22 protein-coding genes are annotated in these 23,510 nt (G+C 69.0%); 8 read left to right on the top strand and 14 right to left on the bottom strand.

Annotated features, from left to right (window positions below):
• Positions 1-70: 70 nt before the first annotated feature.
• Positions 71-1,960 (bottom strand): alpha/beta hydrolase family protein, encoded by a 1,890-nt coding sequence (locus C6Y14_RS42135; RefSeq protein ID WP_107022224.1) that lies wholly within the window; start codon positions 1,958-1,960, stop codon positions 71-73.
• Positions 1,961-2,225: 265 nt separating this feature from the next.
• Here C6Y14_RS42135 and C6Y14_RS42130 point away from each other — a divergent pair, with 265 nt between their 5' ends.
• From C6Y14_RS42130 to C6Y14_RS42120, 3 genes are all read left to right on the top strand, one after another.
• The gene (locus C6Y14_RS42130) at positions 2,226-2,918 is read left to right on the top strand and encodes a DUF3159 domain-containing protein (protein WP_107022223.1); all 693 of its coding nucleotides are present in this window, start codon (positions 2,226-2,228) and stop codon (positions 2,916-2,918) included.
• Between the two features lie 304 nt (positions 2,919-3,222).
• The gene (locus C6Y14_RS42125) at positions 3,223-3,873 is read left to right on the top strand and encodes a TetR/AcrR family transcriptional regulator (RefSeq protein ID WP_225891552.1); all 651 of its coding nucleotides are present in this window, start codon (positions 3,223-3,225) and stop codon (positions 3,871-3,873) included.
• Between the two features lie 106 nt (positions 3,874-3,979).
• Positions 3,980-4,660, top strand: coding sequence for a TetR/AcrR family transcriptional regulator (locus tag C6Y14_RS42120; protein WP_225891551.1), 681 nt, complete (start codon positions 3,980-3,982; stop codon positions 4,658-4,660).
• Between the two features lie 27 nt (positions 4,661-4,687).
• Here the strand turns inward: C6Y14_RS42120 and C6Y14_RS42115 are convergent, their stop codons facing one another.
• Positions 4,688-5,110, bottom strand: coding sequence for an ATP-binding protein (locus C6Y14_RS42115; protein ID WP_107022221.1), 423 nt, complete (start codon positions 5,108-5,110; stop codon positions 4,688-4,690).
• Positions 5,111-5,346: 236 nt separating this feature from the next.
• Here C6Y14_RS42115 and C6Y14_RS42110 point away from each other — a divergent pair, with 236 nt between their 5' ends.
• Both C6Y14_RS42110 and C6Y14_RS42105 read left to right on the top strand, forming a co-directional pair.
• Positions 5,347-6,183: a helix-turn-helix domain-containing protein gene (locus C6Y14_RS42110; protein ID WP_107022220.1), complete on the top strand. Its 837-nt coding sequence runs from the start codon at positions 5,347-5,349 to the stop codon at positions 6,181-6,183.
• An 8-nt stretch (positions 6,184-6,191) separates the two neighbouring features.
• A complete protein-coding gene (locus tag C6Y14_RS42105) occupies positions 6,192-6,404 on the top strand; it encodes a DUF397 domain-containing protein (protein ID WP_107022219.1) in 213 nt (70 codons plus the stop codon).
• Here C6Y14_RS42105 and glmS read toward each other — a convergent pair.
• Entirely contained in the window at positions 6,365-8,212 is a 1,848-nt protein-coding gene (gene glmS / locus C6Y14_RS42100) for a glutamine--fructose-6-phosphate transaminase (isomerizing) (RefSeq protein ID WP_107022218.1), read from the bottom strand. The genes C6Y14_RS42105 and glmS overlap by 40 nt on opposite strands.
• A gap of 94 nt (positions 8,213-8,306) precedes the next feature.
• On the bottom strand, positions 8,307-8,567 hold the full coding sequence (locus tag C6Y14_RS42095; protein ID WP_199855060.1) for a hypothetical protein: 261 nt from the start codon (positions 8,565-8,567) through the stop codon (positions 8,307-8,309).
• Between the two features lie 165 nt (positions 8,568-8,732).
• On the opposite strand from C6Y14_RS42095, the gene coaA reads away from it, so the two are divergent.
• Together coaA and C6Y14_RS42085 are read left to right on the top strand one after the other, a co-directional pair.
• The gene (coaA, locus tag C6Y14_RS42090) at positions 8,733-9,722 is read left to right on the top strand and encodes a type I pantothenate kinase (protein WP_107022217.1); all 990 of its coding nucleotides are present in this window, start codon (positions 8,733-8,735) and stop codon (positions 9,720-9,722) included.
• Between the two features lie 39 nt (positions 9,723-9,761).
• Positions 9,762-10,685 (top strand): DUF389 domain-containing protein, encoded by a 924-nt coding sequence (locus C6Y14_RS42085; protein WP_107022216.1) that lies wholly within the window; start codon positions 9,762-9,764, stop codon positions 10,683-10,685.
• Between the two features lie 145 nt (positions 10,686-10,830).
• Here the strand turns inward: C6Y14_RS42085 and glmM are convergent, their stop codons facing one another.
• The 3 genes from glmM to rplM all read right to left on the bottom strand — a co-directional run bounded on the left by glmM (position 10,831) and on the right by rplM (position 13,546).
• Positions 10,831-12,189: a phosphoglucosamine mutase gene (glmM, locus tag C6Y14_RS42080; protein WP_107022215.1), complete on the bottom strand. Its 1,359-nt coding sequence runs from the start codon at positions 12,187-12,189 to the stop codon at positions 10,831-10,833.
• Between the two features lie 343 nt (positions 12,190-12,532).
• Entirely contained in the window at positions 12,533-13,057 is a 525-nt protein-coding gene (gene rpsI / locus C6Y14_RS42075; RefSeq protein ID WP_107022214.1) for a 30S ribosomal protein S9, read from the bottom strand.
• Between the two features lie 45 nt (positions 13,058-13,102).
• Complete coding sequence (gene rplM, locus C6Y14_RS42070) at positions 13,103-13,546, bottom strand: 50S ribosomal protein L13 (RefSeq protein ID WP_055614906.1); 444 nt, start codon at positions 13,544-13,546, stop codon at positions 13,103-13,105.
• 379 nt (positions 13,547-13,925) lie between these two features.
• On the opposite strand from rplM, the gene C6Y14_RS42065 reads away from it, so the two are divergent.
• Positions 13,926-14,795: a hypothetical protein gene (locus C6Y14_RS42065; RefSeq protein ID WP_107022256.1), complete on the top strand. Its 870-nt coding sequence runs from the start codon at positions 13,926-13,928 to the stop codon at positions 14,793-14,795.
• 144 nt (positions 14,796-14,939) lie between these two features.
• Here C6Y14_RS42065 and C6Y14_RS42060 read toward each other — a convergent pair whose 3' ends face one another.
• The 7 genes from C6Y14_RS42060 to rplQ all read right to left on the bottom strand — a co-directional run bounded on the left by C6Y14_RS42060 (position 14,940) and on the right by rplQ (position 23,437).
• Complete coding sequence (locus C6Y14_RS42060; protein ID WP_107022213.1) at positions 14,940-15,692, bottom strand: polyprenol monophosphomannose synthase; 753 nt, start codon at positions 15,690-15,692, stop codon at positions 14,940-14,942.
• Between the two features lie 4 nt (positions 15,693-15,696).
• The gene (locus tag C6Y14_RS42055; protein ID WP_107022212.1) at positions 15,697-17,001 is read right to left on the bottom strand and encodes a UDP-glucose dehydrogenase family protein; all 1,305 of its coding nucleotides are present in this window, start codon (positions 16,999-17,001) and stop codon (positions 15,697-15,699) included.
• 77 nt (positions 17,002-17,078) lie between these two features.
• Positions 17,079-18,971 (bottom strand): ArnT family glycosyltransferase, encoded by a 1,893-nt coding sequence (locus C6Y14_RS42050; RefSeq protein ID WP_107022211.1) that lies wholly within the window; start codon positions 18,969-18,971, stop codon positions 17,079-17,081.
• Positions 18,971-19,996, bottom strand: coding sequence for a glycoside hydrolase family 26 protein (locus C6Y14_RS42045; protein WP_107022210.1), 1,026 nt, complete (start codon positions 19,994-19,996; stop codon positions 18,971-18,973). The genes C6Y14_RS42050 and C6Y14_RS42045 overlap by 1 nt, the downstream gene beginning before the upstream one ends.
• Positions 19,996-21,606: a glycosyltransferase family 2 protein gene (locus C6Y14_RS42040; protein WP_404828924.1), complete on the bottom strand. Its 1,611-nt coding sequence runs from the start codon at positions 21,604-21,606 to the stop codon at positions 19,996-19,998. Before C6Y14_RS42040 ends, C6Y14_RS42045 begins: the two co-directional genes overlap by 1 nt.
• Before the next feature lie 297 nt (positions 21,607-21,903).
• Entirely contained in the window at positions 21,904-22,761 is an 858-nt protein-coding gene (truA, locus tag C6Y14_RS42035; protein WP_107022209.1) for a tRNA pseudouridine(38-40) synthase TruA, read from the bottom strand.
• Positions 22,762-22,906: 145 nt separating this feature from the next.
• Positions 22,907-23,437 (bottom strand): 50S ribosomal protein L17, encoded by a 531-nt coding sequence (gene rplQ, locus C6Y14_RS42030; protein WP_107022208.1) that lies wholly within the window; start codon positions 23,435-23,437, stop codon positions 22,907-22,909.
• Between the last annotated feature and the right edge of the window lie 73 nt (positions 23,438-23,510).

Here is a 23,510-nt window from a genome sequence, read left to right as displayed (position 1 = left end):
GGTGTGCGTCGTACGGCCGGATGGCGTCGGGCCGTGTGCCGGACGGCTTCAGGCCGCGTGCCGGACGGCGTCAGGCCTGCTGCGTCTCGAAGTGAAGATGCTCGGCCAGGAAGCGTTCCGCCGCGGTGTAGAGGGCGATCACGTTCTCCGGGTTCTCGATGGCGTGGCCCTCGTCCTCCATGACGATGTACTCGACGGGGACGTCGCGCGCACGCAGGGCTTCGACGAGCCGGTCGGACTCGGCCAGGACGACCCGTGCGTCGTTGGCGCCGTGCACCACCATCAGCGGCGTGCGGATACGGTCGACGCGGCTGATCGGGGAGCGGGCCAGCATGTCGGCCTCCTGCTCCGGGTCGGCCGGGTCGCCGACGTAGGTGAACCAGTTGGGGGCGAGCATCGGTTTGACGAAGTCGGGCTGGTTGCGCATGAAGTTGGCCAGGTCGGAGATTCCGACGACGTCGATGGCGGCGGCGAAGACGTCCGGGGTGAACGTGATGCCGACCAGTGCCGCGTAACCGCCGTAGGAGCCGCCCATGACGGCGACGCGCTCCGGGTCGGCGTACCCCTGGTCGACCGCCCACCGCACGCCGTCCACGAGGTCGTCGTGCATCTTCCCGGCGAACTCCCCGATACCGGCCCTGGTATGGGCCTTGCCGTAGCCGGTGGAACCCCGGAAGTCGACCTGCAGCACCGCGCACCCGCGGTTGGCGAAGAGCTGTGCGGCGGGGTGGTAGCCCCAGCTGTCGCGGCTCCACGGACCGCCGTGGACGAACAGGACCAGGGGCAGTCCTGACGGTTCGACGCCGACCGGCAGGGTCAGGTGCATGGGCAGGGTCAGGCCGTCGCGGGAGGTGGTCGACACCGTTCGCATCGGCGCCAGTGCCGCGGGGTCGAGGTGCGGCTTCGCCCGGTGGAGGAGGCGGCTCCCGCCGGTGTCGTGGTCGTACAGGAAGGTGACCCCGGGGTCGCGGTCGTGGGTGAAGGAGGCCACCCACCGCCGGCCGCTCTCGTCCGAGGAGAGCGCGGCGAGGTCGCCGTCGGACAGTTCCTCCAGGTTCTTGAGCACGGCGGCGAAGTGCGGGTCCAGGGCGTGGACGACCTGGCGCTCCCCCAGGTAGCGGACCCCGAGCAGTTCGCCTGTGCGGCGGCTGCGGATCAGCGGGGAGGGCAGTGCGGGAAAGACCCGCGCCCGGGTGTCCAGGTCGTGGCTCGGATGGGAGTCGACCTCGTGCTCCTCGCCGGTGGCGGGGTCGAGGCGGACCAGGCGGAGACGGTCGCTGTCACGGTACGAGCCCAGCCACACCCCGGTGCCGTCCGGTGTGACCTCCATGGGGTAGATCCCCAGGGGGAAGTCAGCGCCGTCGAAGCTCGCCACCCGGGCCGTGGTACCCGTGACCGCGTCCCAGCGGGACAGTTCGACGTCGCCCTCAGGGGTTGTCGCCACCGTGAACAGGCCGTGCTCGCCGTACAGCCAGCCTTCGACCCCGCTGCCGGGGTTCTCGGCGAGGGTCGTGAGGTCACCGGTGGCGATGTCCAGTTCGACCAGGTCGAAGCGGGCGTGGTCGCGCAGGTTCAGCTGGGTGACGACCTTGCCGGGCCGCCCTTCGGGAAGGTCGAGGCCGACGGTGCGTACGCCGGGGTAGGGCGTGAGGTCCACCGCGGCGGCGTCCGGGTCCGTCAGGTCGACGCGGTGGAGGTGCAGGTTCTCGTCGCCGCCCTGGTCCCGGGTGTAGAGCAGCCAGCGCGGGTCACGAGTCCAGTGGTAGCTCACCACCCCGCGGTCCTCGGTGGTCACGCATCGCGCGTCGCCCGGGGTGTCGACGCTCTCGATCCACACGTTCATACGGTTCTTCCACGGCGCCAGGTACGCCAGCTTCGTGCCGTCCGGCGAGAGCGTGGTCTTCGCGCGCGGCGGCGGTCCGAAGAACTCCTCGACGGAGAGGGTGTCGCGCTGTGCCATATCGGTCCCTCCTTGTTCGCTCCTGTCGCTTCTGTCACTTAGTGACATTCCCAGACTGTGTCACTTAATGACACCCACCGCAAGCACACCTCGGGGAGTGGGGTTGTCACCACGGGGCAAGCGGCCGAACACGGCCGCCACACGACCCACTCCGACGAGTCCGACGAGTGGGGGTAGCCAGATCTGTCACTTACTGCCACACTGGCATTAAGTGACGCACCGCTGGTGTGTCTTGCCCCAGACGCAGTCGGGAGAACTGACCACCATGAAGGCCAAGAGCTTCCTGGAGACAGAGTCCGGCACACGGACGGCACAGACGACGCAGGCACCCCCCGAGCAGCGACCGTCGGTCCTCGACCAGGCGGGCGGCACCAAGGGAATCGTCTACTCGGCACTGCCCGCGCTGGCATTCGTCGTCGCCCACAACGTCAGCAGCCTGACGACGTCGATCGTCGCCGCCTTCGCCGTCGCGTTGGCCATCGCCGTGGTGCGCCTGGTACGCGGGGAATCGCTGCAGCCCGCGATCGGCGGCGTGTTCGGCGTCGCGGTCGCCGCCGGGGTCGTCTGGTTCACCGGGTCGGCCAAGGACTACTTCCTCATCGGCATCTGGGCGAGCCTGGCCGGCGCCGTCCTGTTCCTCGCCTCCGTCCTGGCGCGGTGGCCGCTGGCCGGCGTGCTCTGGAGCACGGCCACCGGCAAGGGCGGCGCCTGGCGCGCGGACAAGCGCTCGCGGCGTTACCACGGCGTGGCCACCCTGGTACTGGCCGCCGTCTTCGGTGCCCGGTTCGCCGTCCAGCAGTACTTCTACGCGACCGACCAGGTCGGTTCGCTGGGCGCCGCCAAGATCGTCATGGGCTTCCCCCTGCTCGCCCTGGCCCTCCTGGTCGTCGCCTGGGCCGGCCGCCGCTCGGACAAACACCTGAAGACCGTCGGCCTGCTCCCCGCGGATCACGCCTGACCCTTTCCGTGCCACCCCGCGAGCGCGACGGAGGCCGGAGGCCGGAGGCGATGACGGTCCTCCGGCGCGGTCACCGTCGCGGGGTCCGGTCGGAGACATGGCAGCCGTACCGGCCGGGGCGTTCGCCGAGCCGGACGACGGTCGCGCAAAGCCTGCGCCGAACCGGACGACGATACGCGCGAAGCCTGAGCGTGAGTGTGCGCCGGGTGGCCGCACCTAGGCCGCCCCGTTCGCATCCGAGCGTCACTTAATGTCATCATGTCACTCACGTGCTGACAGGGGTGAGCGAGCGGAGGTGACCGGTATGGCGACGGCCAAGCGCGGCGGCGGGATGAGCGAGCAGCGGCGCCACCGGCTGCGTCTGGAGATCTCCCGCGAGGCGTCACGCCTCTTCTGGGAGCAGGGAGTCGACCGCACCAGCGGTGACCAGATCGCCGAGGCGGTGGGTCTGTCCACCCGTACCATCTGGCGCCACTTCCGCAGCAAGGAGAGCTGCGCCGAACCCATCGTCACCCAGGGCGTCGAATGGGAGATGCGCACGCTGCGCGACTGGCCCGCCCATCTCTCGCTCGAAGAGCGCTTCAGCACGGAGGCCCGCCGGTTCCGTACCGAGGCCAGCGCCGTCGAGCTGGCGGACAACGGGCTCGCGGTGCGGATGATCCGGCTGGCCGACACGGAACCGGCCCTGCGCACCGCCTGGTTGATGGCCTGCGACCAGGTGGAACGCGAGATGACCGCGATCATCGCGAAACGCCTGGGCCTGCCGGCCACCGACCTCGACGTACGGCTGCACGCGGCGGCGGCCTCCGCCGCCCTTCGGGTCATCAACGAGGAGATCGGCGCGGCCCTCCTCGACGGCGCCGACCCCGCGCAGTTCGCCGACGCCCCGGAGCGCGTGGCGCACGCCGTCCGCAGGGCCACGGGTGGGGCCGTGGGGGACCCTGTCGCCACCTGAGCGGCGGGACGTCCGTTTGCCGCCACTTGCCAGCAATGCCACTTAGTGACATCGTGACACTTGACGCCGTCTCCACATGTCCCATGATGGGGTGATTCAGGTTCAGGTGGACACACTCCCGAGCCCCGGCGCCGCGGGAATGAGCGAGCGGCGGCGCCACCGGCTGCGCCTGGAGATCTCCCGCGAGGCGTCACGCCTCTTCTGGGAGCACGGGGTGGCCGCCACCAGCGGCGACCGGATCGCGCGGGCCGTGGGCCTGTCCACCCGCACCGTCTGGCGCCACTTCCGCAGCAAGGAGAGCTGCGCCGAACCCATCGTCACCCAGGGCGTCGAGTGGGAGATGCGCATGCTGCGGAGCTGGCCGCGCCACCTCTCCCTTGAGGATCACCTCGCCACGGAGGCCACGGGTTACGCGCGTGCCGCCGACGCGGTCGAGCAGGCCGACACCCTGCTCGCGATCAGGATGATCAGGCTGGCGGACCATGAACCGGCGATCCGCACCGCGTGGCTGATGGCCTGCGACCAGGTGGAACGCGAGATGACCGCGATCATCGCGAAGCGCCTGGGCCTGCCGGCCACCGACCTCGACGTACGGCTGCACGCGGCGGCGGCCTCCGCCGCCTTCCGGGTCGTCAACGAGGAACTGGGCACCGCCGCGCTACGCGGCACCATCCCCCCGGAGTTCGAGGGCGACGTGATCCGCTACGTCGCACGGGCGATACGCGACGCCACCGGCGGCACGATCGGCGACGCACTCACACCACCCCCGACCACACCGCACCACTGAGGCCCGGAACCGACTACCTACCGGCGGTCACGCCGTCGACGCCAGTTCGCACCACACGTACTTGCCGCCATTGCCGTCGCTCGTCAGGGGGTGCCAGCCCCAGGTGTCGGCGCAGGACTTGACCAGGGCCAGCCCGCGGCCCTCCTCCGAGAGGTCCAGCAAGTCGCCCGTCGAGCACGGCGGTTCCGGCGGGCCGGGGTCCGCGTCCCAGGCGCCGATCCGCAGCACGCCGGCCGCCCAGCGCACGCGGAGGGCGGCGGGGCCCTTGGTGTGCCGTACGGCGTTGCCGACCAGCTCGGCGGCGAGGAGTTCGGCCACGTCGACGTGCCGGATCAGGCCGTGCATGGTGAGGATCAGCCGGAGGGTACGGCGGCTGACCGTGACCGCTCTGAGGTCGTTGGGGATGTAGAGGGAGTACTCCCAGGGCACGTCGGTCTCGGTTTCAGGCATGCGTCAGCTCCGGTTCGGTGGTGGGGTTTCGGAGATCTGCGGCCGATCACGGGCGGTGGGCATGCCTCAGCCGTCCCGGCAGGACGGAGTGGTGCGCTTCCGAGGTCCCGAAAAGTGGCGCAGGGTGTGCGTCGCGTCACTGAAGGTAGACCTTAGATTTAAGCTTTAGCAACTGGACCGCGTAATCTGACTCCGAACGAGTCACAGCAGCAGGCGCGTTGCGCCAGGGAGCAGCCATGAGTGCACGGCGCGAACCAACAGCACGACAGATGCGCTTGGCGGTCGAACTGCGCAGGCTCCGCGAGGCGGCAGGACTCAGTGCTCGCGAGGCGGGAGCGCTGCTCGGCGTGAACTCCGTCCAGATCAGCCAGATTGAGCTGGGCACTTCAGGCGTGAGCGAGAAACGCCTCCGTCGCCTCGCGTCCCACTACGCGTGCACGGACACGGAGTTCATCGATGCCCTGGTCGGGATGGCCACGGACCGGACACAGGGGTGGTGGGAGGAGTACAGGGGCCAGCTTCCAGCTTCTTTCCTGGATCTGTCCGAGCTGGATCACCACAGCTCGTTCCGACGCGACGTAGCAATCCTGTACGTACCAGGCCCGCTGCAGACCGAGGCCTACGCCCGCGGCGTCTTTTCCTCAAGGGTCCCCGAGCTCACCCAGGATGAGCTTGAGTTGCGTGTCCATCACCGAATGGCACGGCAGAACTTCACCTTCCCGTACGAGCTGGTGATCCACGAGGCGGCCTTGCGCATCAGGGTCAGCGACCGGGCCACCTCCCGAACACAACTCGCCCGGCTCCTGGAGCTTTCCGATGCGGGCCGCGTCACGGTGCGCGCCATCCCCTTCGACCTGGACGACTTCGGAACAGCCGCCAACACGATGACGTACCTGGGTGGCCCCGTACCCAAACTGGACACTGTGGTGCGCGACGTTCCGCACGGCTCGGCATTCATCGATTCCGAGGCGCAGCTCGGGGCCTTCCGAACGCGCTTCCGTAAAATGGAAGCCGTATCGCTCGGCTCCGAACGGTCGCGTGACTTCATCCATCAACTGGCGAAAGAGCTGTGAGGCGCCCCATGGGCAACTGGCGGAAGTCGTCCTACTCAGGCCCCGACGACGGCAACGACTGCGTGGAGATCGCAACCACCCCCACCCACATAGCCGTCCGAGACTCAAAAGCCCCGGCCAGGGGCCAACTCACCTTCCCGGCCGGAGCCTTCACCCCCTTCGTCGACGCCCTTGCGCAGCGCTACTCCACCGTCACCGACTTCGCCAAGTTGCGCGGCTGATCCACCTCGTTGCCGCGGGCGGTCGCCAGTTCGCAGGCGAAGACCTGCAACGGCACCGTCGCGACAAGCGGCTGCAACAGCACCGGCGTCGCGGGGATCCGGATCAGGTGGTCCGCGTACGGGACCACCGTCTCGTCCCCCTCCTCCGCGATCACGATCGTCCGCGCACCCCGCGCCCGGATCTCCTGGATGTTGGAGACGATCTTGTCGTGCAGCACCGAACGCCCCTTCGGCGACGGCACCACCACGACCACCGGCAGGTCCTCCTCGATCAGAGCGATCGGCCCGTGCTTCAGTTCGCCCGCCGCGAAGCCCTCGGCGTGCATGTAGGCGAGTTCCTTGAGCTTGAGCGCGCCCTCAAGGGCGACCGGGTAGCCCACGTGCCGGCCCAGGAACAGCACGGTGTTCTTCGAGGCCAGTGAGCGTGCCAGCTCCCGTACCGGCTCCATCGTCTCCAGGACCTGCTCGACCTCCTCCGAGATCCGGGACAGGTCGCGTACGACGGCCCGGATCTCGTCGCCCCACTTGGTGCCGCGCACCTGGCCCAGGTACAGGGCGACCAGGTAGCAGGCCACGAGCTGGGTGAGGAACGCCTTCGTGGAGGCGACCGCGACTTCCGGCCCCGCGTGGGTGTAGAGGACCGCATCGGACTCGCGCGGAATCGTCGAGCCGTTCGTGTTGCAGACGGCCAGGACCTTCGCGCCCTGCTCCCGCGCGTGCCGCAGCGCCATCAGCGTGTCCATGGTCTCCCCGGACTGCGAGATGGCGATGACGAGCGTCCGCGCGTCCAGGATCGGGTCCCGGTACCGGAACTCGCTCGCCAGTTCCACCTCGCACGGGATCCGCGTCCAGTGCTCGATGGCGTACTTGGCGATGAGCCCGGCGTGGAAGGCGGTCCCGCAGGCCACCACCACGACCTTGTCGACCTCCCGCAGCGCGCCGGGCGCGATCCGCACCTCGTCGAGTGTCAGCGAACCGCTCGCGTCGATCCGGCCGAGCAGCGTGTCGGCGACCGCCTTCGGCTGCTCGGCGATCTCCTTGAGCATGAAGTAGTCGTAGCCGCCCTTCTCGGCGGCGGACACGTCCCAGTCGACGTGGTACGAGCGGGTCTCGGCCGGTGAGCCGTCGAACCCGGTGACGTGCACCCCGTCGCGCCGCAGTTCGACCACCTGGTCCTGGCCCAGTTCGATCGCGGACCGGGTGTGCGCGATGAACGCGGCGACGTCCGAGGCGAGGAAGGCCTCGCCCTCCCCTACGCCCACGACGAGCGGCGAGTTGCGCCGGGCGCCGACCACCACGTCCGGCTCGTCGGCGTGCGCGGCCACCAGCGTGAACGCCCCTTCGAGCCGTCGGCACACCAGCCGCATGGACTCGGCGAGGTCGGCGCACGCGGAGAACTCCTCGGCGAGGAGGTGCGCGACGACCTCGGTGTCCGTCTCGGAGGAGAGCGCGTGTCCTCGCTCGGCCAGCTCGGCGCGCAGCTCCGCGAAGTTCTCGATGATGCCGTTGTGGACGACCGCGACCCGCCCCGCGTTGTCGAGATGCGGATGCGCGTTGAGGTCAGTCGGCCCGCCGTGCGTGGCCCAGCGCGTGTGCCCGATCCCCGTCGAACCGGCCGGCAACGGCCGCTCCACCAGTTCCTTCTCCAGGTTGGCGAGCTTGCCGGCCTTCTTCGCCGCGGCCATCCCGCCGTCCGCGAGCACCGCGATGCCCGCCGAGTCGTATCCCCGGTACTCCAGCCGCTTCAGCCCGGCGACCACCACATCGAGCGCCGACTGCGACCCCACGTATCCCACGATTCCGCACATGGCGGCAGCCTAGATGCCGACGCGCGCCCCACCGAGGCACCGCGTGCCCGATATCGGAAATTCCCGGGCCGTCGGCGTCCCGGGCCGTTGTCCCCTACTCGCCGCACTCGATGCGGTCGATCGCGTCCTGCACCATCCCCAGGTACTCGACCTCCTCGCAGCGCGGCTTGCTGCCCATCCGGTAGAGGTCGATGCAGTCGTAGAGGTACTCCCCCAGGTCCTCGTCCGGCAGGTCGACGGCCAGCTCACTGCACACCTGGCCCACCACGTCGGCCGGACCGCGCCCGGCGCCTCCCCCGACTCCTCCCCCGGTTCTTCGCCCCACCAGGCCACGCACTCGGAAACGTACGGTCATGACGACCATCCCCACCACCGGCGTCCCGGAAGGCGGCTCGCTCCCGGGTGGGCGGCACGCTATGCCCATGCGCCCCAGCGGTCCAGGGTCCGGACGCGCCCGAACACAGGCCCGGCGTGACGGACTCCACCCGACGCTTCGTTCAAACTCCCGTAACAATGGACTGTGATCTCATCGGTCTCCTCGTTGCCGCGGAGCGCCCACCGGCCCAGGCCGGAGGCGACTCCCTACGTCGACCTCACCCGTGCTCAGTGGAGCGCGCTGCGTGAGAAGACACCTCTTCCGCTGACCGCCGACGAGGTGGAGAGACTGCGCGGTCTCGGCGATGTCATCGACCTCGACGAGGTACGGGACATCTATCTGCCGCTGTCCCGGCTCCTCAACCTCTACGTGGGCGCGACCGACGGCCTGCGCGGCGCCCTGAACACCTTCCTCGGCGAGAAGGGCTCGCAGTCCGGTACGCCGTTCGTGATAGGCGTGGCGGGTTCGGTCGCCGTCGGCAAGTCCACCGTCGCCCGCCTCCTCCAGGCCCTGCTGTCCCGCTGGCCGGAACACCCGCGGGTCGAACGGGTCACCACGGACGGCTTCCTGCTCCCCACGAAGGAACTCCAGGCGCGCGGTCTGATGTCCAGGAAGGGGTTCCCCGAGTCGTACGACCGCCGGGCGCTGACCCGGTTCGTCGCCGACATCAAGGCGGGCAAGGACGAGGTGACGGCCCCCGTCTACTCCCACCTCATCTACGACATCGTCCCGGACGAGCGCCTCACCGTCCGCCGCCCCGACATCCTGATCGTCGAGGGCCTGAACGTCCTGCAGCCCGCCCTCCCCGGCAAGGACGGCCGCACCCGCGTCGGCCTCGCCGACTACTTCGACTTCAGCGTGTACGTGGACGCGCGGGAGGAGGACATCGAGCGCTGGTACCTCAACCGCTTCCGCCGGCTGCGCGAGACGGCGTTCCAGAACCCGTCCTCGTACTTCCGCAAGTACACCCAGGTCTCCGAGGAGGAGGCCCTCGACTACGCCCGCACGACCTGGCGGACCGTCAACAAGGTCAACCTCCTGGAGAACGTGGCCCCCACCCGGGGCCGCGCCACCCTCGTCGTCCGCAAGGGCCAGGACCACAAGGTCCAGAAGCTCAGCCTGCGCAAACTCTGACCGTCACCCGGCACGACTACCCCCGACTACCCTGCCCCCATGCTGCACCTGCGCCTGATCACCCCGTCCGACCGGACCGAGGCGGTGATCCGCCTGATCGAGAAGACCGTCGGCACGACCCATCTGGCGGTCGTACCGGGGGCCGCCCGCAACCCCGTCGGCGACCTCGTGATGGTCGACGTGGCACGCGAGGCGGGCGACGAACTGATCGGCGGGCTGCGCGAGCTGGAGATCGACACGGTCGGTTCGATCGCCGTCGAGGACATCGACCTGTCGCTGTCGAAGCGTGCGGACCAGGCGGAGGCCGACGCACCCGGAGAGGGCGTCGACGCGGTCCTGTGGGAGCAGCTGACGGAGGCGACGCACGAGGAGTCGACGCTCTCGGTCACCTACCTGGCCTTCATCACGCTCGCCACGATGATCGCGGCCTGCGGTGTGGTCCTCGACAACGCGATCCTGATCGTGGGCGCGATGGCGGTGGGCCCGGAGTTCGGCCCGCTGGCGGGATTCAGCACGGCCGTGGTCCGACGCCGGCCGCGCCTGGCACTGCGCTCTCTGACCGCCCTGCTCGTGGGCTTCGCGGTGGCGATGGCCGTGACCGTGCTGTTCAGCCTGCTGATGGACGGGATGGGCCTGTTCACCGAGGACATGCTGGAGGCCGACCGGCCCAACACGGCCTTCGTCTACGCGCCCGACGCGTTCTCGTTCGTCGTGGCGGTCCTCGCGGGCATCGCCGGCACGCTCTCCCTGACCTCGGCCAAGTCGGGCCTGCTGGTGGGCGTGGCCATCTCCGTCACCACGGTCCCGGCCGCTGCCAACGCGGCGGTCGCCCTCAGCTACGGAGACACGTCCCAGACAGCCGGCTCCACGAACCAACTCCTCCTGAACCTGGCAGGCATCACCCTGGCAGGCACCCTGACCCTCCTGACCCAAAAATGGCTCTGGTCAAGACAGAGGCGCTAAGGGGCGCGGGGAACGGCGCAATCTTTTCGGGGGCGCAGCCCCCAAGGGGCGCGGGGAACTGCGCGACCAGCCACAACGCACCCGCACCCCGCAACGCTCCCCGAGCCCCCACCCCGGGCCCGGGGCCCAGAACAAGAACCCCGGTTCACCCAAGCGCAGACTTCACCGCGTCAGCCAGCCGCCCCGCCACAGACCGAGCCTGATCGATATCAGCGGCCTCAACCATGACCCGCACAAGCGGCTCGGTCCCGGAAGGCCGCAACAGCACGCGCCCCGTCGCCCCGAGCTCCCGCTCCGCCTCAGCCACGGCGGAAGCCAACTCCGCGGACGTGGACACCCGCGACCGATCGACATCGGGCACATTGATCAGCACCTGCGGCAACCGCTCCATCACGGACGCGAGATCCCGCAACGTACGCCCGGTCTGCGCGACCCGGGCCGCCAGCAGCAACCCGGTCAGCGTCCCGTCGCCGGTCGTCGCGTGGTCCAGGATGATCACGTGCCCCGACTGCTCACCGCCGAGCGCGTAGTCGTGGGCCTTCATCTCCTCCAGCACATACCGGTCGCCCACCCCGGTCTGTACGAGGGACACCCCTTCACGCTCCATGGCCAGCTTGAACCCGAGGTTCGACATGACCGTGGCGACGACGGTGTCGGACCGCAGCTCGGACCGCTCCCGCATCGCGAGGGCGAGCACGGCGAGGATCTGGTCCCCGTCGACCTCCGCACCGGTGTGGTCCACGGCGAGGCACCGGTCGGCGTCGCCGTCGTGCGCGATGCCGAGATCGGCGCCGTGCTCGATGACGGCGGCCTTGAGCAGACCGAGGTGGGTGGAGCCGCAGCCGTCGTTGATGTTGAGGCCGTCGGGCTCGGCGCCGATCGTGACGATCTCGGCGCCCGCACGTGTGAAGACCTCGGGCGAGACCCGCGCGGCAGCACCATGCGCCTCGTCGAGGACGACCTTCAGACCGTCGAGGCGGTTGGGAACGGCGGTGAGGAGGTGGGCGACGTACTTCTCGAAGCCCTCCTCGTACGAGCGGACGCGTCCGACGCCGGAGCCGGTCGGCCGGTCCCAGGGAGCGCCGGTGCGGTGCTCCTCGTAGACGGACTCGATCCGGTCCTCCAGCTCGTCGGCGAGCTTGTGCCCGCCGCGGGCGAAGAACTTGACGCCGTTGTCGGGCATGGCGTTATGGCTCGCGGAGAGCATCACACCGAGGTCGGCGCCGAGGGCGCCCGTGAGATACGCCACCGCGGGGGTCGGCAGGACGCCGACGAGCAGCACGTCCACACCGGCGCTGGCGAGGCCGGCGACCACGGCGGCTTCCAGGAACTCCCCGGACGCACGCGGGTCCCGTCCGACCACCGCCGTCGGCCGGTGGCCTTCGAAGGTTCCCGCTTCGGCCAGTACGTGCGCCGCCGCCACGGAGAGGCCGAGCGTGAGCTCTGCCGTCAGATCCGCGTTGGCGACACCCCGTACGCCGTCCGTCCCGAAGAGTCGTCCCACTGGTGTCCTCCGAACTTGCTCAGGCTCGATCAGTCTTGATCAAAATGCGCGACGCGACGTGCGGCTCGGCCGAAGGTCCCGCTCCGGCCCGGCACACGTCAGGTATATCCCCGGGGCCTGTATATCTCCCACGCCTGTTCCAAGGCTGTGGCCGAAAGGCCGCGGCACGCGGCTGCGACACCCGACCGCGGCACGCGACACGTGCCGCACCGGGTACCCCACAGCCTCTGACCCACAAGCGGCGCCACAGGTTGTGCCCAGATCGCGATAAACGAACGCCCCGGCGACACAGAACGTGCCGCCGGGGCGATTCGTGCAGAAAGCGAGCGAAAATCGGTGAGATTTAGCGCTTGCTGTACTGCGGGGCCTTACGGGCCTTCTTGAGACCGGCCTTCTTGCGCTCGACCGCACGGTCGTCACGCTTGAGGTAACCGGCCTTCTTGAGGGCGCCGCGGTTGTTGTCCACGTCGGCCTCGTTCAGCGCGCGGGCCACGCCGAGGCGCAGGGCACCGGCCTGACCGGAGACGCCGCCACCCGAGATACGGGCGACAACGTCGTAGCGGCCGTCGAGTTCGAGCACCTTGAAGGGCTCGTTGACTTCCTGCTGGTGCACCTTGTTCGGGAAGTAGTCCTCAAGCGTGCGCCCGTTGACCTTCCACTTGCCGGTGCCCGGGACGATCCGGACGCGGGCGATCGCGTTCTTGCGACGGCCCAGGCCGGCGGCCGGCTGCGGGTCGCCGAAGCGGCCCGCGAGCGACTCCGAGGTGTACTCGCCCTCGACGACGGGGGCCTCGGACTCGGTGGTGTAGCTCTCGATGTCGACAGCCTCGGTCTCTTCGACCGGCTGCTCAACGGTGGTCTCGGCCACGATTCTCCTCAGATTCTGTTCAGTCTTAGGGGGTGGTGGCCGGAACTACTGCGCGACCTGGGTGATCTCGAACGGCACCGGCTGCTGTGCAGCGTGCGGGTGCTGGTCGCCCGAGTAGACCTTCAGCTTCGAGAGCACCTGACGGCCCAGGGTGTTCTTGGGGATCATGCCCTTGATGGCCTTCTCGACGGCCTTCTCGGGGTTCTTCGCCAGCAGCTCGTCGTAACGGACGGAGCGCAGACCACCCGGGTAACCGGAGTGGCGGTACGCCAGCTTCTGGGTCTTCTTGTTGCCGGAGAGGTGCACCTTGTCGGCGTTGATGATGATGACGAAGTCACCAGCGTCGACGTGGGGGGCGTAAATCGGCTTGTGCTTGCCCCGCAGGATGTTCGCGGCAGTGGTGGCCAGACGACCCAGGACGACATCCTGGGCGTCGATGACGTACCACTGGCGAGTGATGTCGCCGGGCTTGGGGCTGAACGTACGCACGGTCATGCCTTCGCTTCTTCAGTGAGTGGGTCCTGACAATGGGCCACCACGGACGATGCACGACAGCCCTGGCGGACATCGGGACGCAACCGAGTCCTGCCGCTGGTCATCGGCCCGGTGGACCGGTGTAAGGGCCCCTCACGTGAGAATGAGCAAGCCAATACACATAACGAACCGCAAGAATACCTTCGGTGGCCCGTACGGGTCAAAACGCGTGCCGGAGGGCAGGCGCACACCGGCTCCGAGCGTACCCGAGCCCTCCGAGATGCCCCCTTGCTCTCGCTTTGCTCTAATTCGGGCTTGACACATCGGCGCTTCGAGTGCTGCGGGAGAGGACCAGCGGATCCCTTGTCCCCTTGTCCCGTCTAAGATGCGGCCCATGAGCTTTGGGCAGGGGGGACCCCAGTGGGGTTCCGGGGGATCGGGTTCTCAGCCGCCGCAGTGGAGCAGTCAGTCTCCCGACTGGGCGGCGCTGGCCGAGGCGTCCGAAACGCGCAACCGGCGTCGCAGGTGGATGCTGGTCGGCGGCGGCGCCCTGGCCACCATCGCCGTGGGCGCGGCCGTCGCGGTCGCCGTGGTCTCGGCGGACGGCAAGGAGCAGGCGTCGAACAAACCCGCCTCCGAGCTGCCCGCCTCCGCGGACATCCCGTCGGACACCGCGGGGACCGGCCCGTCCTTCGAGGCGACCTCCGCGCCGCCCCCGCTGGACCCGAAGGACTTCATATCCGATGTGAAGAAGGACACCGCGACGCTCGCGCCGGACATCCTCTTCCCGGGCACCCAGCTGACGATGGGCGAGACGGTCTACAAGAAGGGCGCGCTGGCGTCCACGAAGAACTGCGCCTCGGCCGCCCAGGGCACGCTCGGCCCGGTCCTCACGAAGAACGACTGCACCCGCCTCATGCGCGTCACGTACTCGAAGGACGGGGTGGCCGTCACCGTCGGTGTGGCCGTCTTCGACAACGAGGCGAAGGCGCTCAGGGCGAAGACCGACGCCGACAAGCAGAGCGTCGTCCAGTCCCTCACCGGTGAGGGCGTCCCCGTCTTCTGCCGCTCGGCGATCTGCCGCTCGACGACGAACTCGTACGGCCGCTACGCCTACTTCACGGTCGCCGGCTTCACCAACGGCAAGGACGTCACCGAGAAGGACGCCAAGGTCTTCACCACGGGCGACGACCTGGCCGAATTCACCTTCCGCCAAATCCGCCGCAGAGGCGAGGCCCAGGCATCGGCAGCGGCCAACGGATAAGGGGCGCGGGGAACGGCGCAATCTTGTGTCTTCAGGGGGCCGCAGGCCCCAAGGGGCGCGGGGAACTGCGCGACCAGCCCCCACCGGCCCGCAGCCGACGAACCACCCCCGCACCCCTCCCGGCCGGAGGCCAACGCCCGGAGGTCAGTCCCTCTTAAGACGCAACTTGACCGGCACCAACGCCGATTCCAGCTGCGTCCGAAGAGTCATCTTCGAAACCCCTTCGGTCCGCTCCTCGAACCGAATGGGAATCTCCACCGCAGCGTGCCCGGCCCGAACGGCCTTGTACTTCAACTCGACCTGAAAGCTGTACCCCGCGCTGTCCAGCGAGTACAGATCCACGTCGTTCAGCGCCCGCGCGGACCACAGATTGAACCCCGCGGTGATATCGCGGATCTTCGTGCCGAGCACGGTCCGCGCATACCGGTTCGCGAACCGCGACAACAGCACGCGATGCGCCCCCCAGTCCTCGTCGAGCGAGCCCCCCTCGACGTACCGGCTGCCGATGACCAGCCCGACCTCCGAGGCCACGGCGGTGCCCAGCATGCGCGGCACCGCCTCCACGGGATGGCTGCCGTCGGCGTCCATCTGCACCACGTACTCCGCGCCTTCGTCGACCGCGGCGGTCATGCCCGCCACGTACGCGCGCCCGAGGCCGTCCTTCTCGGTGCGGTGCAGCACGCTCATGCGGCGCCGCCCGTCCGCGTTGTACTTCTCGGCCAGCTCCTCGGCGATCCGGCCCGTACCGTCCGGACTGGAGTCGTCCACCACCTTCAGGTGCAGCCCGTTCAGCGGCAGTTGAAGCACCGCCTCGGCCATTCTCGGCAGATTGGCGGCCTCGTTGTACGTGGGCATCACGATCGTGACGCGCACGTCGTCGAATGTCTCGTACGTCATGTCCTTACCCCTCCCCACCGGGCGCGGGTCTCCCCAGCGCCCGGAACTCCCAGCCCGCCGCGGCCCAGGTGGCCCCGTCGAGCGTCCCCCTGCCGTCCACGATCCGTGGACGGGAGACCAAGGTGCGGGCCCGCTCGGGAGCGAGCTCGCGGAACTGCGGCCATTCGGTCAGGTGCAGCACGAGATCGGCTCCGCGCAGCGCGTCCTCGGCCGACAGCGCGTACCCGAGCAGCGGGAACGCCTTGCGGGCGTTGTCCATCGCCTCCGGGTCGTAGACCGTGACATCGGCGCCGTCGAGACGCAAGCGCGCGGCGACGTTCAGCGCGGGCGAGTCGCGGATGTCGTCGGAGTCCGGCTTGAAGGCCGCGCCGAGCACGGCGATCCGCGCGCCGAGGACCCCACCGCCGCACAGTTCGCGGGCCAGCTCGACGACCCGGTCGCGGCGCCGCATGTTGATGGCGTCGACCTCGCGCAGGAACGCCAGGGACACCCCCAGCTCGTCGGCGCGGTGCGCGAAGGCCCGGATGTCCTTGGGCAGACAGCCGCCGCCGAAGCCGACGCCGGCCCGCAGGAACTTCTTCCCGATGCGGTCGTCGTGCCCGATCGCCTCCGCCAGTACGGAGACGTCGCCGCCCGTGGCCTCGCACACCTCCGCCATGGCGTTGATGAACGAGATCTTGGTGGCGAGGAAGGCGTTGGCGGCCGTCTTGACCAGCTCGGCGGTCGGGAAGTCGGCGGTGACCACCGGGGTCCCCGCGCCGATGACGGGCGCGTACACCGCGCGCAGCAACGTTTCGGCGCGCTCGGATCCGATGCCGAGGACCAGCCGGTCGGGCCGCAGGGTGTCCTCGACGGCGAAGCCCTCACGCAGGAACTCCGGGTTCCAGGCGATCTCCACGCCGGTGTGGGTGTCCGCGAGGCGCTGGGCCGTCCCCACCGGCACGGTCGACTTGCCGACCAGGAGCGCGCCCTCGGCCGCGTACCGGGCCATCGACGCGAAAGCCGAGTCCACGTACCGCAGGTCGGCGCCCTCGGAGTCCTTGCGCTGCGGGGTGCCCACGCAGAGGAAGTGCACCTCGCCGAAGGCCGCGGCCTCCTCGTAGGACGTGGTGAAGCGCAGCCGTCCGCTCGCCGTGTGCCGGGCGAGCAGCTCGGGCAGCACGGGTTCGTGGAACGGCACCCGCCCCGCCTGCAGCGCGGCGACCTTGTCCGGATCGACGTCGACCCCGAGCACCTCGTGCCCGAGCTCCGCCATACAGGCGGCGTGGGTGGCACCGAGGTAGCCGGTGCCGATGACAGTGAGCCGCATGGGCACGGCCTTTCTCTCACACAGTGTGTTGGTTGATTCGAGACATGGGTGACCGCCGGAAGAGCCGGCGGCCCCCGTCAGGAACTCTTGATCCAGACGCGGTACGTGCCGTCGCCGCTGCCGACCTTGAACGGCACGGTGCCGGCCAGCCGGTACTTGCCGCTCTCCTTGAGTGCGGCGATGACGACCTTGTCCATCTGCGGGGTGGCGACCCCGTCGAGTACGACCATGTCGAACCAGCCGTCCTTGATCGCCGTGCGGTAGCCGTCCGCGCCGCGGTGGACCTTGCCCTTGTCGTCCTTGTAACCGATGCCGTAGAGCGAGGTCCACCGGGACTGCTCGGTGATGTCCCGCAGGTAGTACACGGGCACGTTCGGCGTGGAGGCCAGATAGCGGCCTTTGTCCGGCGTGATGTGCGTGCGGAGCACCGTGTTGAGACCGGACGTCCCGGGCCAGGAGGCGAAACGTTCCACCGACTGGGACAGGCCGAGACACAGCACGGTGACCCAGAGCAGGATGCCCAACTGCGGATAGCGGAAGTGCGCTCCGACGAGCCTGGTCACCCCGATTCCGGCCATGGGCGCGGCGAACAGCAGCCCGAAGCCCAGGTGCTTGTAAAGGGCGACCGACGTGGACAGATGGATCTGGTACGCGGGAGCGAGCATCGCCGTGCCGCACAGCAGCAGCCCCAGCAGCAGCCGCCAACGCCAGCCGGGACCGCTGAGACGCAACGCGAGCGGCGACTCGTTCATCCGACCACGCCTGATGTAGGAGACGGCACCGCCGCACGCGGTCAGGAACATCAGACCGCCCCACAGAGCGGACTTCTTCAGCAGGTCGACGGCCGAGTCGGTGCCGTGCTCACGGGCCGTGGTGGTGGCCCGCACGCCTTCGAGCACATCGGTGCCGTACAGCGCGACACCCAGCAGACCCGCGATCCCGACCCCCAGGAGCACGGCCCGCACGAACGCCGCCTTCCCGCGGTGCGGCCAGGCGGTCAGCAGGGCGAGCACGACGAGCGTGGGCAGGAACAGCGCGGAGGCGTACTTCACACCCACCGCGAGGACCGCCGGCGGGGCGGCGAGCAGCACCACGGCGACCGGTGCGCGGTCGGTCCGCACGATGACCCAGGCCGCGGCGGCGAGCAGGAAGATCGCCGGAGCGTCGTACGTGGCGAAGTAGCCGAGCACGATCGTCGACTGGGTGACGGCGAACAGCGCGGCACCGGCGAGAGCGGCCCGCTCGTTGAACATCCGCCGCGAGAAGGAGTACAGCAGGGCCGTCGTGCCCAGCATGAAGAGCAGGCTCAGCACCCGAGCCCCGGTCAGCCCGAACCAGCCGTCGACGAGCGCCGCCAGCACGGGGTAGAGCGTCGGCGAGCCGGAGAAGTAACTCGCGTAGTCCGTGGTCACGGGCGTGCCGTTGAGAAGGTGGTCCAGCTGTTCGTGCCCGGAGCTGAGATACAGCGCCTCGTCCTGGAACGCCGTGTTGGACAGCCTCAGTGACAGCACCGTCTGGATCAGCAGGATGCACAGCAGGACGGCCCGGCTGACCCAGGCCCGCCGCCGGCTCGCCGCCATGTCCCAGCCCGCCTCGGGCGTGACAGGGATGTGGTACGAGGGCTCGGCGGGCGTCACCTCGACGGTGTGCAGCGCGTACGTCGGCTGGTCCTCGCGCTGCCGCTGCCCGGGAATCCCCGGCACGTAACTCTGCTCCTGCTCCCGCGGGTACGCCGCCTGCGTGCCGTACCCCTGCCCCTGCGCGGCCTGCCTGCTGCCGTCGGAGTTGAACCAGGAGGCCGAGTCGCTCTCTCCGTAGGGATCGGCGTACGGGTCGCCGTACGGATCACCGAACTGGTCCCCGTACCGCTGGTCGCCGTACTGCGAGCCGTCGTACTGCTGCCCGTCGTACCGCTGCCCGTCGTACGGACCCTGCGGCTGCGGCGGATGAGGGTTCTGGCTGCGATTCATCACGGCTTCCGAACGTCGAAGCCGAACGAACCGCCGGCGGCCAGTCGCTTGAACTCCTTGAGGGCCAGCGGGCTGACCTTCAGCCGCCAGTCGGCGCGCTTCTTGTGGTCGAACCACACGAACCCGAGCATGTCGTCGTCCGCCTCGACCCCGGCGAACAGGTTCCGGACGTCGGCCCGGCGGCGCTCGCCCGGCTCGGCGGCCGTCTCCAGGATCAGCGTCGGCTTCTTCGTGAAGGTCCGGATCTCGTCCAGGGTCGGCCCGAAGACGCTCTGGTAGGCGTTGTCCTCTTCGAGCGTGAAGTAGCCGATCACGCCCACCCAGTCGACATAGCCGTCGCCCGGGTAGTACGGCTCCAGCTCGACGCTCTTGACCGGGTTGACGATGTTGGGCGACCAGGCCCAGATGACGTTGGAGGCGCCGGCGTCCGTGAACGTGTCGTGGATGTGCTTCCACGCGGCCACGTACTGCTTGGGCGTGACGTTCTTGGTGCCCCACCTCTCCCAGTGGCCGTTCATCTCGTCGGCGAAGGAGATCACGACGGGCAGGTTCAGCTTGCGCACCGAGGCCGCGTACTTCTTGAGGTACGCGTCCTTCTCACCGGCCGCGATATCGGCCAGCGTGACGTCGAACGGCTCCCACGAGACCAGGGTCAGCGCGCCCTCGGCCCAGGCGTTGCGCACGCCCTGGGCGTCGAAGCCGTCGCCCCAGGCCGCGTAGTACTCGATGAGGTTCGGCTGCTTGCCGGTCATCGCGGTGTAGGTGTCGACGCCCTTCATCGAGTTCGGGGCCCCGTCGACGGCCGCGCCGAAGTACTTCTTGTCGGGCTTGAGCAGCGGCGTCACGTCATAGGGGATGTCGGCGTCCGTGCCCTGGGCGCCCTCGCCCGAGCCCGCGGAGCCGCCGCCCTCGGACGAGGCCGACGTGCCGGAGTCGTCCAGCAGGGAGCAGCCGCTCAGCGTGAGCAGCGCGGACAGGGCCAGCGCGCAGCCGGCCACGGTGGTACGTGCACGTGTCAGCAGCATCAGACGGCGCTCTCCGCTCGGGGCTGCACCAGGACACGTCCCACGACGAGGGCGTAGAAGAGTCCGGTGGAAAGGATGAGGGCGAAGTCGGGGGCGTTCATCGTGAACAGCCGCCACACCGCGGCGCCCACCCAGATCAGGGCGGTTCCGCCGCCCCAGACCCACATGCCGATCCAGAAGCGGCGGGTCTTGTTCTTCTTCGCGCCGGCGGATCCGGTGGGCTGCCAGCCCATACGGTTCTTGCGCAGGATGTCGTAGATCGCGAAGAAGTGTGCCCAGCCGTACATCATGCGGGCCGCCCACGCCTCCAGGCGGTAGGGGGCCTTGTGCCACATCGGGAAGATGATCGTGGTGTAGAGGATGCTCGGCAGCACCAGGAGCAGATGCTCGACCTTGAGCTTGTCCGGCATCATCAGCAGCAGTACGACGGGGATCACGGGCGCCGCGAACGTGAAGAGCGCCGTGTGGATGTAGTAGAAGAAGCCCGACATGTAGCAGAGCCGGCTGGAGAACTTGATCTTCCGCTGCCAGAACTTCCGGCTGCCCATGAGGCTCATCGACCCCGAGCACCAGCGGTACTGCTGGTTGAAGAAGGCGCCCGCGCTGTCCGGGCACACACCCGTGGACACGGCGACGGGGATGTACCGCAGGTCCCAGCCGAGGCCGCGCAGGTCGAAGCCCGTGTGGACGTCCTCGGAGTGCTCGATCAGCGTCGTACCGCCGTTGTCGTTCAGCGCCGCCCGCCGGTAGATGGCGCACGAGCCGACGCAGATCGCGCCGTCGCTGCCCTGCCGGGAGACCTGCACGGAGCGGTAGAACAGCTCCTGCACCGCGCCCGCGCCGCGCTCGATCCAGTTCTGCGAGTCGAGGACACGGAAGTACTGCGGCGACTGGACGATCCCGGTCTTCGGGCTCTCGTCCATGTACGGCAGCATCTCTTCGAGCAGGTCCGCGCGCGGCGTGAAGTCGGCGTCGAGGATGAGGATGAACTCCCCGTCCGACTGCTCGAAGCCGAAGTGCATGTTGCCGGCCTTCTTGAACCAGCCGCGGTTCTCCCGGGTCCCGTAACGGAACCCGAAGTCGTGGGCCATCGCCTCAAGGTCGGCACTCGCGCCGTCGTCGAGCACGAAGGGCACGCAGACGCCGGGATAGCGGTCGGCCATCGCCCGCACATGGGTCCAGGTGTTGTGCAGGACCTCGATGGGCTCGCCGCACACCGGCAGGAAGACGTCCACCGACGGATAGGTCGCGGGCCGCCAGTTCGCCACGAGGGCCCGGTGGTGCTTGATGTCGAAGTCCCGGGTGAATCCGTTTACCCGCAGCGAGATCAGGTAGTAGATCACCGTGAAGACGAGGAGCGGTGTGTAGATCCACAGCACGGGAGTCGACTGCGCGAGCTTGAACTGGCTCATGATCAGACAGCAGAAGCTGATCAGCGAGCTGATCGTCAGGATCCACAGATGCCGTCTGGCGTAGGAGTACTTCTCCTTCTCCGTCGGCGGCAGAGGCAGCAGCCCGAGCGATGCCTGGCCGCCGCGCCCAGCCCTCCGTCTCCCGGTCTGGCGCGTGCTGCGCCGCCCCCCGGTCCGCACAGGACCTACTGATGTCATGAAAAAACCCACCCCCGGGCATGCAGAAGCCCGATGATCCCCGCCCCTTGCCCGGCCACCCCATTCGAACAACAGGCCGGGCCGCGAAACTATAACCGAGTTTCAAGAGGTTCGTAAGATTCGCGTGAGCAAGTAAGTCAGACATGACGCCTTACGTCCGATATAAGGCGCCAAGATCTGCGTTACGGCTGGATTTCCCCGTGGCCCATAAGGGGTGTTTTGCGACGGCGGGAACGAGGGCGGAGGCGGGGCAGGGCCGAGCCGGAGGCGGGGCCTCTCAGCAACGCCCTACGGTGCTCAGCAGCACCCGGCTCCCGGCAGAGTCCGCTTGTTCCGCGCCTCCTTGTTCCGCGCGGCCAGCAGTTCGTCGGCCGGATAACCGACCTCCTCCAGGGTCAGCCCGTGCGGCCGCACCACATGCACGGCGGAGTCCCGCACTCCAGCGGCCAGCACCTTCGCCGGCCAGTCGGCCCCGCGGTGCCCGTCCCCCACGAAGAGCAGTGCCCCGATCAGCGACCGCACCATGTTGTGGCAGAAGGCGTCGGCCCGCACGGTGGCGGTGATCACACCGTCGTTCCCCCGTTCGAGCCGCAGCTCCTGGAGCGTACGGATGGTCGTCGCGCCCTCCCGCTTCTTGCAGTAGGCGGCGAAGTCGTACTCGCCGAGCAGCCCGCGGGCCGCCTCGTTCATGGCGTCGACGTCGAGCGGCCAGTCGTGCCACAGGACGTGGCCGCGCAGCAGCGGGTCGACCCCGCCGGGGTTGTCGGTGACGCGATACGCGTACCGCCGCCACATCGCCGAGAACCGCGCGTTGAACCCGCTCGGCGCCTCGGCCAGCGCCCACACCCGCACATCCTTGGGCAGCCGTCCGGCCATCCGCTTGAGCAGCTTCTCCCGGTGCTCGGCCCACAGCTCCTCGGGCAGATCGACGTGCGCCACCTGCCCCCGGGCATGCACGCCCGCATCGGTCCGCCCGGCCACGGTCAGGTCGTAGTTCGTGCCGCCCGACCGCGTGACGGTCCGCAGGGCCTCCTCGATCTCCCCCTGCACGGTCCTGCGGCCACTGGCCTGCTTGGCCCACCCGGAGAACTCGCTCCCGTCGTACGAGACGTCCATCCGGACCCGCACATGACCGGCCGCTACTTCGTCACTCACCCAGAAATCCTCTCAGGAACACGAAAGCGGGCCCGCTCCAAAAAGGAACGGGCCCACTCAAGCAAGCCCCCGAAGGGGCGCGGGGAACTGCGCGACCAGCCACGACGGCGCTACAGCCGCCCGTGCACAGTCCCCCGGCAGACGCTTACGCGTCCTTGGACTCCTCGGCAGCCTCGTCGCCCTTGGTCGTGTCGACCTTGGCGTCCTCGACCTTGGCGTCCTCGACCTGAGTCTCCTCGGTCTTGGTCTCGACCTCGGCGTCCTTGGCGGAGCGCTTCGTCGCCGCCTCGGCCTCACCGGTGGCCTGCTGGGCCACGGTCAGGGCCTCCACCAGCTCGATGACAGCCATGGGCGCGTTGTCGCCACGACGGTTACCGATCTTGGTGATACGGGTGTAGCCACCCGGACGGTTCTCGTAACGCGGGCCGATCTCGGTGAAGAGCGTGTGCACGATGCTCTTGTCCGTGATGACCGACAGCACCTGACGGCGGTTGTGAAGGTCGCCCTTCTTCGCCTTGGTGACCAGACGCTCGGCGTACGGCCGCAGACGGCGGGCCTTCGCCTCGGTGGTCGTGATCTTGCCGTGCTCGAAGAGCGACTTCGCGAGGTTCGCGAGAAGCAGCTTCTCGTGCGCGGCACTGCCGCCCATACGGGCACCCTTGGTGGGCTTCGGCATGGTGTTTCTCCTTGATGTCTGCCCCGGCCGTACCAGGTACCGAGGTCAGTGTCCGAGCAGGCGATCGCCTGTC

The organism is Streptomyces dioscori (genome assembly GCF_003024195.1).
In the GTDB taxonomy this organism is placed as follows: Bacteria; Actinomycetota; Actinomycetes; order Streptomycetales; family Streptomycetaceae; genus Streptomyces; species Streptomyces dioscori.
Note: the sequence above shows the minus strand (reverse complement) of the source record. Positions and strands in the feature narration are given on the sequence as shown.

Bases quoted from the DNA above. Each gene is read 5' to 3' on its own strand.
- C6Y14_RS42135 (WP_107022224.1), bottom strand. From the start codon at position 1,960: ATGGCACAGCGCGACACCCTCTCCGTCGAGGAGTTCTTCGGACCGCCG.
- C6Y14_RS42130 (WP_107022223.1), top strand. From the start codon at position 2,226: ATGAAGGCCAAGAGCTTCCTGGAGACAGAGTCCGGCACACGGACGGCA.
- C6Y14_RS42125 (WP_225891552.1), top strand. From the start codon at position 3,223: ATGGCGACGGCCAAGCGCGGCGGCGGGATGAGCGAGCAGCGGCGCCAC.
- C6Y14_RS42115 (WP_107022221.1), bottom strand. From the start codon at position 5,110: ATGCCTGAAACCGAGACCGACGTGCCCTGGGAGTACTCCCTCTACATC.
- C6Y14_RS42110 (WP_107022220.1), top strand. From the start codon at position 5,347: ATGAGTGCACGGCGCGAACCAACAGCACGACAGATGCGCTTGGCGGTC.
- C6Y14_RS42105 (WP_107022219.1), top strand. From the start codon at position 6,192: ATGGGCAACTGGCGGAAGTCGTCCTACTCAGGCCCCGACGACGGCAAC.
- glmS (WP_107022218.1), bottom strand. From the start codon at position 8,212: ATGTGCGGAATCGTGGGATACGTGGGGTCGCAGTCGGCGCTCGATGTG.
- C6Y14_RS42095 (WP_199855060.1), bottom strand. From the start codon at position 8,567: ATGACCGTACGTTTCCGAGTGCGTGGCCTGGTGGGGCGAAGAACCGGG.
- C6Y14_RS42085 (WP_107022216.1), top strand. From the start codon at position 9,762: ATGCTGCACCTGCGCCTGATCACCCCGTCCGACCGGACCGAGGCGGTG.
- C6Y14_RS42065 (WP_107022256.1), top strand. From the start codon at position 13,926: ATGAGCTTTGGGCAGGGGGGACCCCAGTGGGGTTCCGGGGGATCGGGT.
- C6Y14_RS42060 (WP_107022213.1), bottom strand. From the start codon at position 15,692: ATGACGTACGAGACATTCGACGACGTGCGCGTCACGATCGTGATGCCC.
- C6Y14_RS42055 (WP_107022212.1), bottom strand. From the start codon at position 17,001: ATGCGGCTCACTGTCATCGGCACCGGCTACCTCGGTGCCACCCACGCC.
- C6Y14_RS42050 (WP_107022211.1), bottom strand. From the start codon at position 18,971: ATGAATCGCAGCCAGAACCCTCATCCGCCGCAGCCGCAGGGTCCGTAC.
- C6Y14_RS42045 (WP_107022210.1), bottom strand. From the start codon at position 19,996: ATGCTGCTGACACGTGCACGTACCACCGTGGCCGGCTGCGCGCTGGCC.
- C6Y14_RS42040 (WP_404828924.1), bottom strand. From the start codon at position 21,606: ATGACATCAGTAGGTCCTGTGCGGACCGGGGGGCGGCGCAGCACGCGC.
- rplQ (WP_107022208.1), bottom strand. From the start codon at position 23,437: ATGCCGAAGCCCACCAAGGGTGCCCGTATGGGCGGCAGTGCCGCGCAC.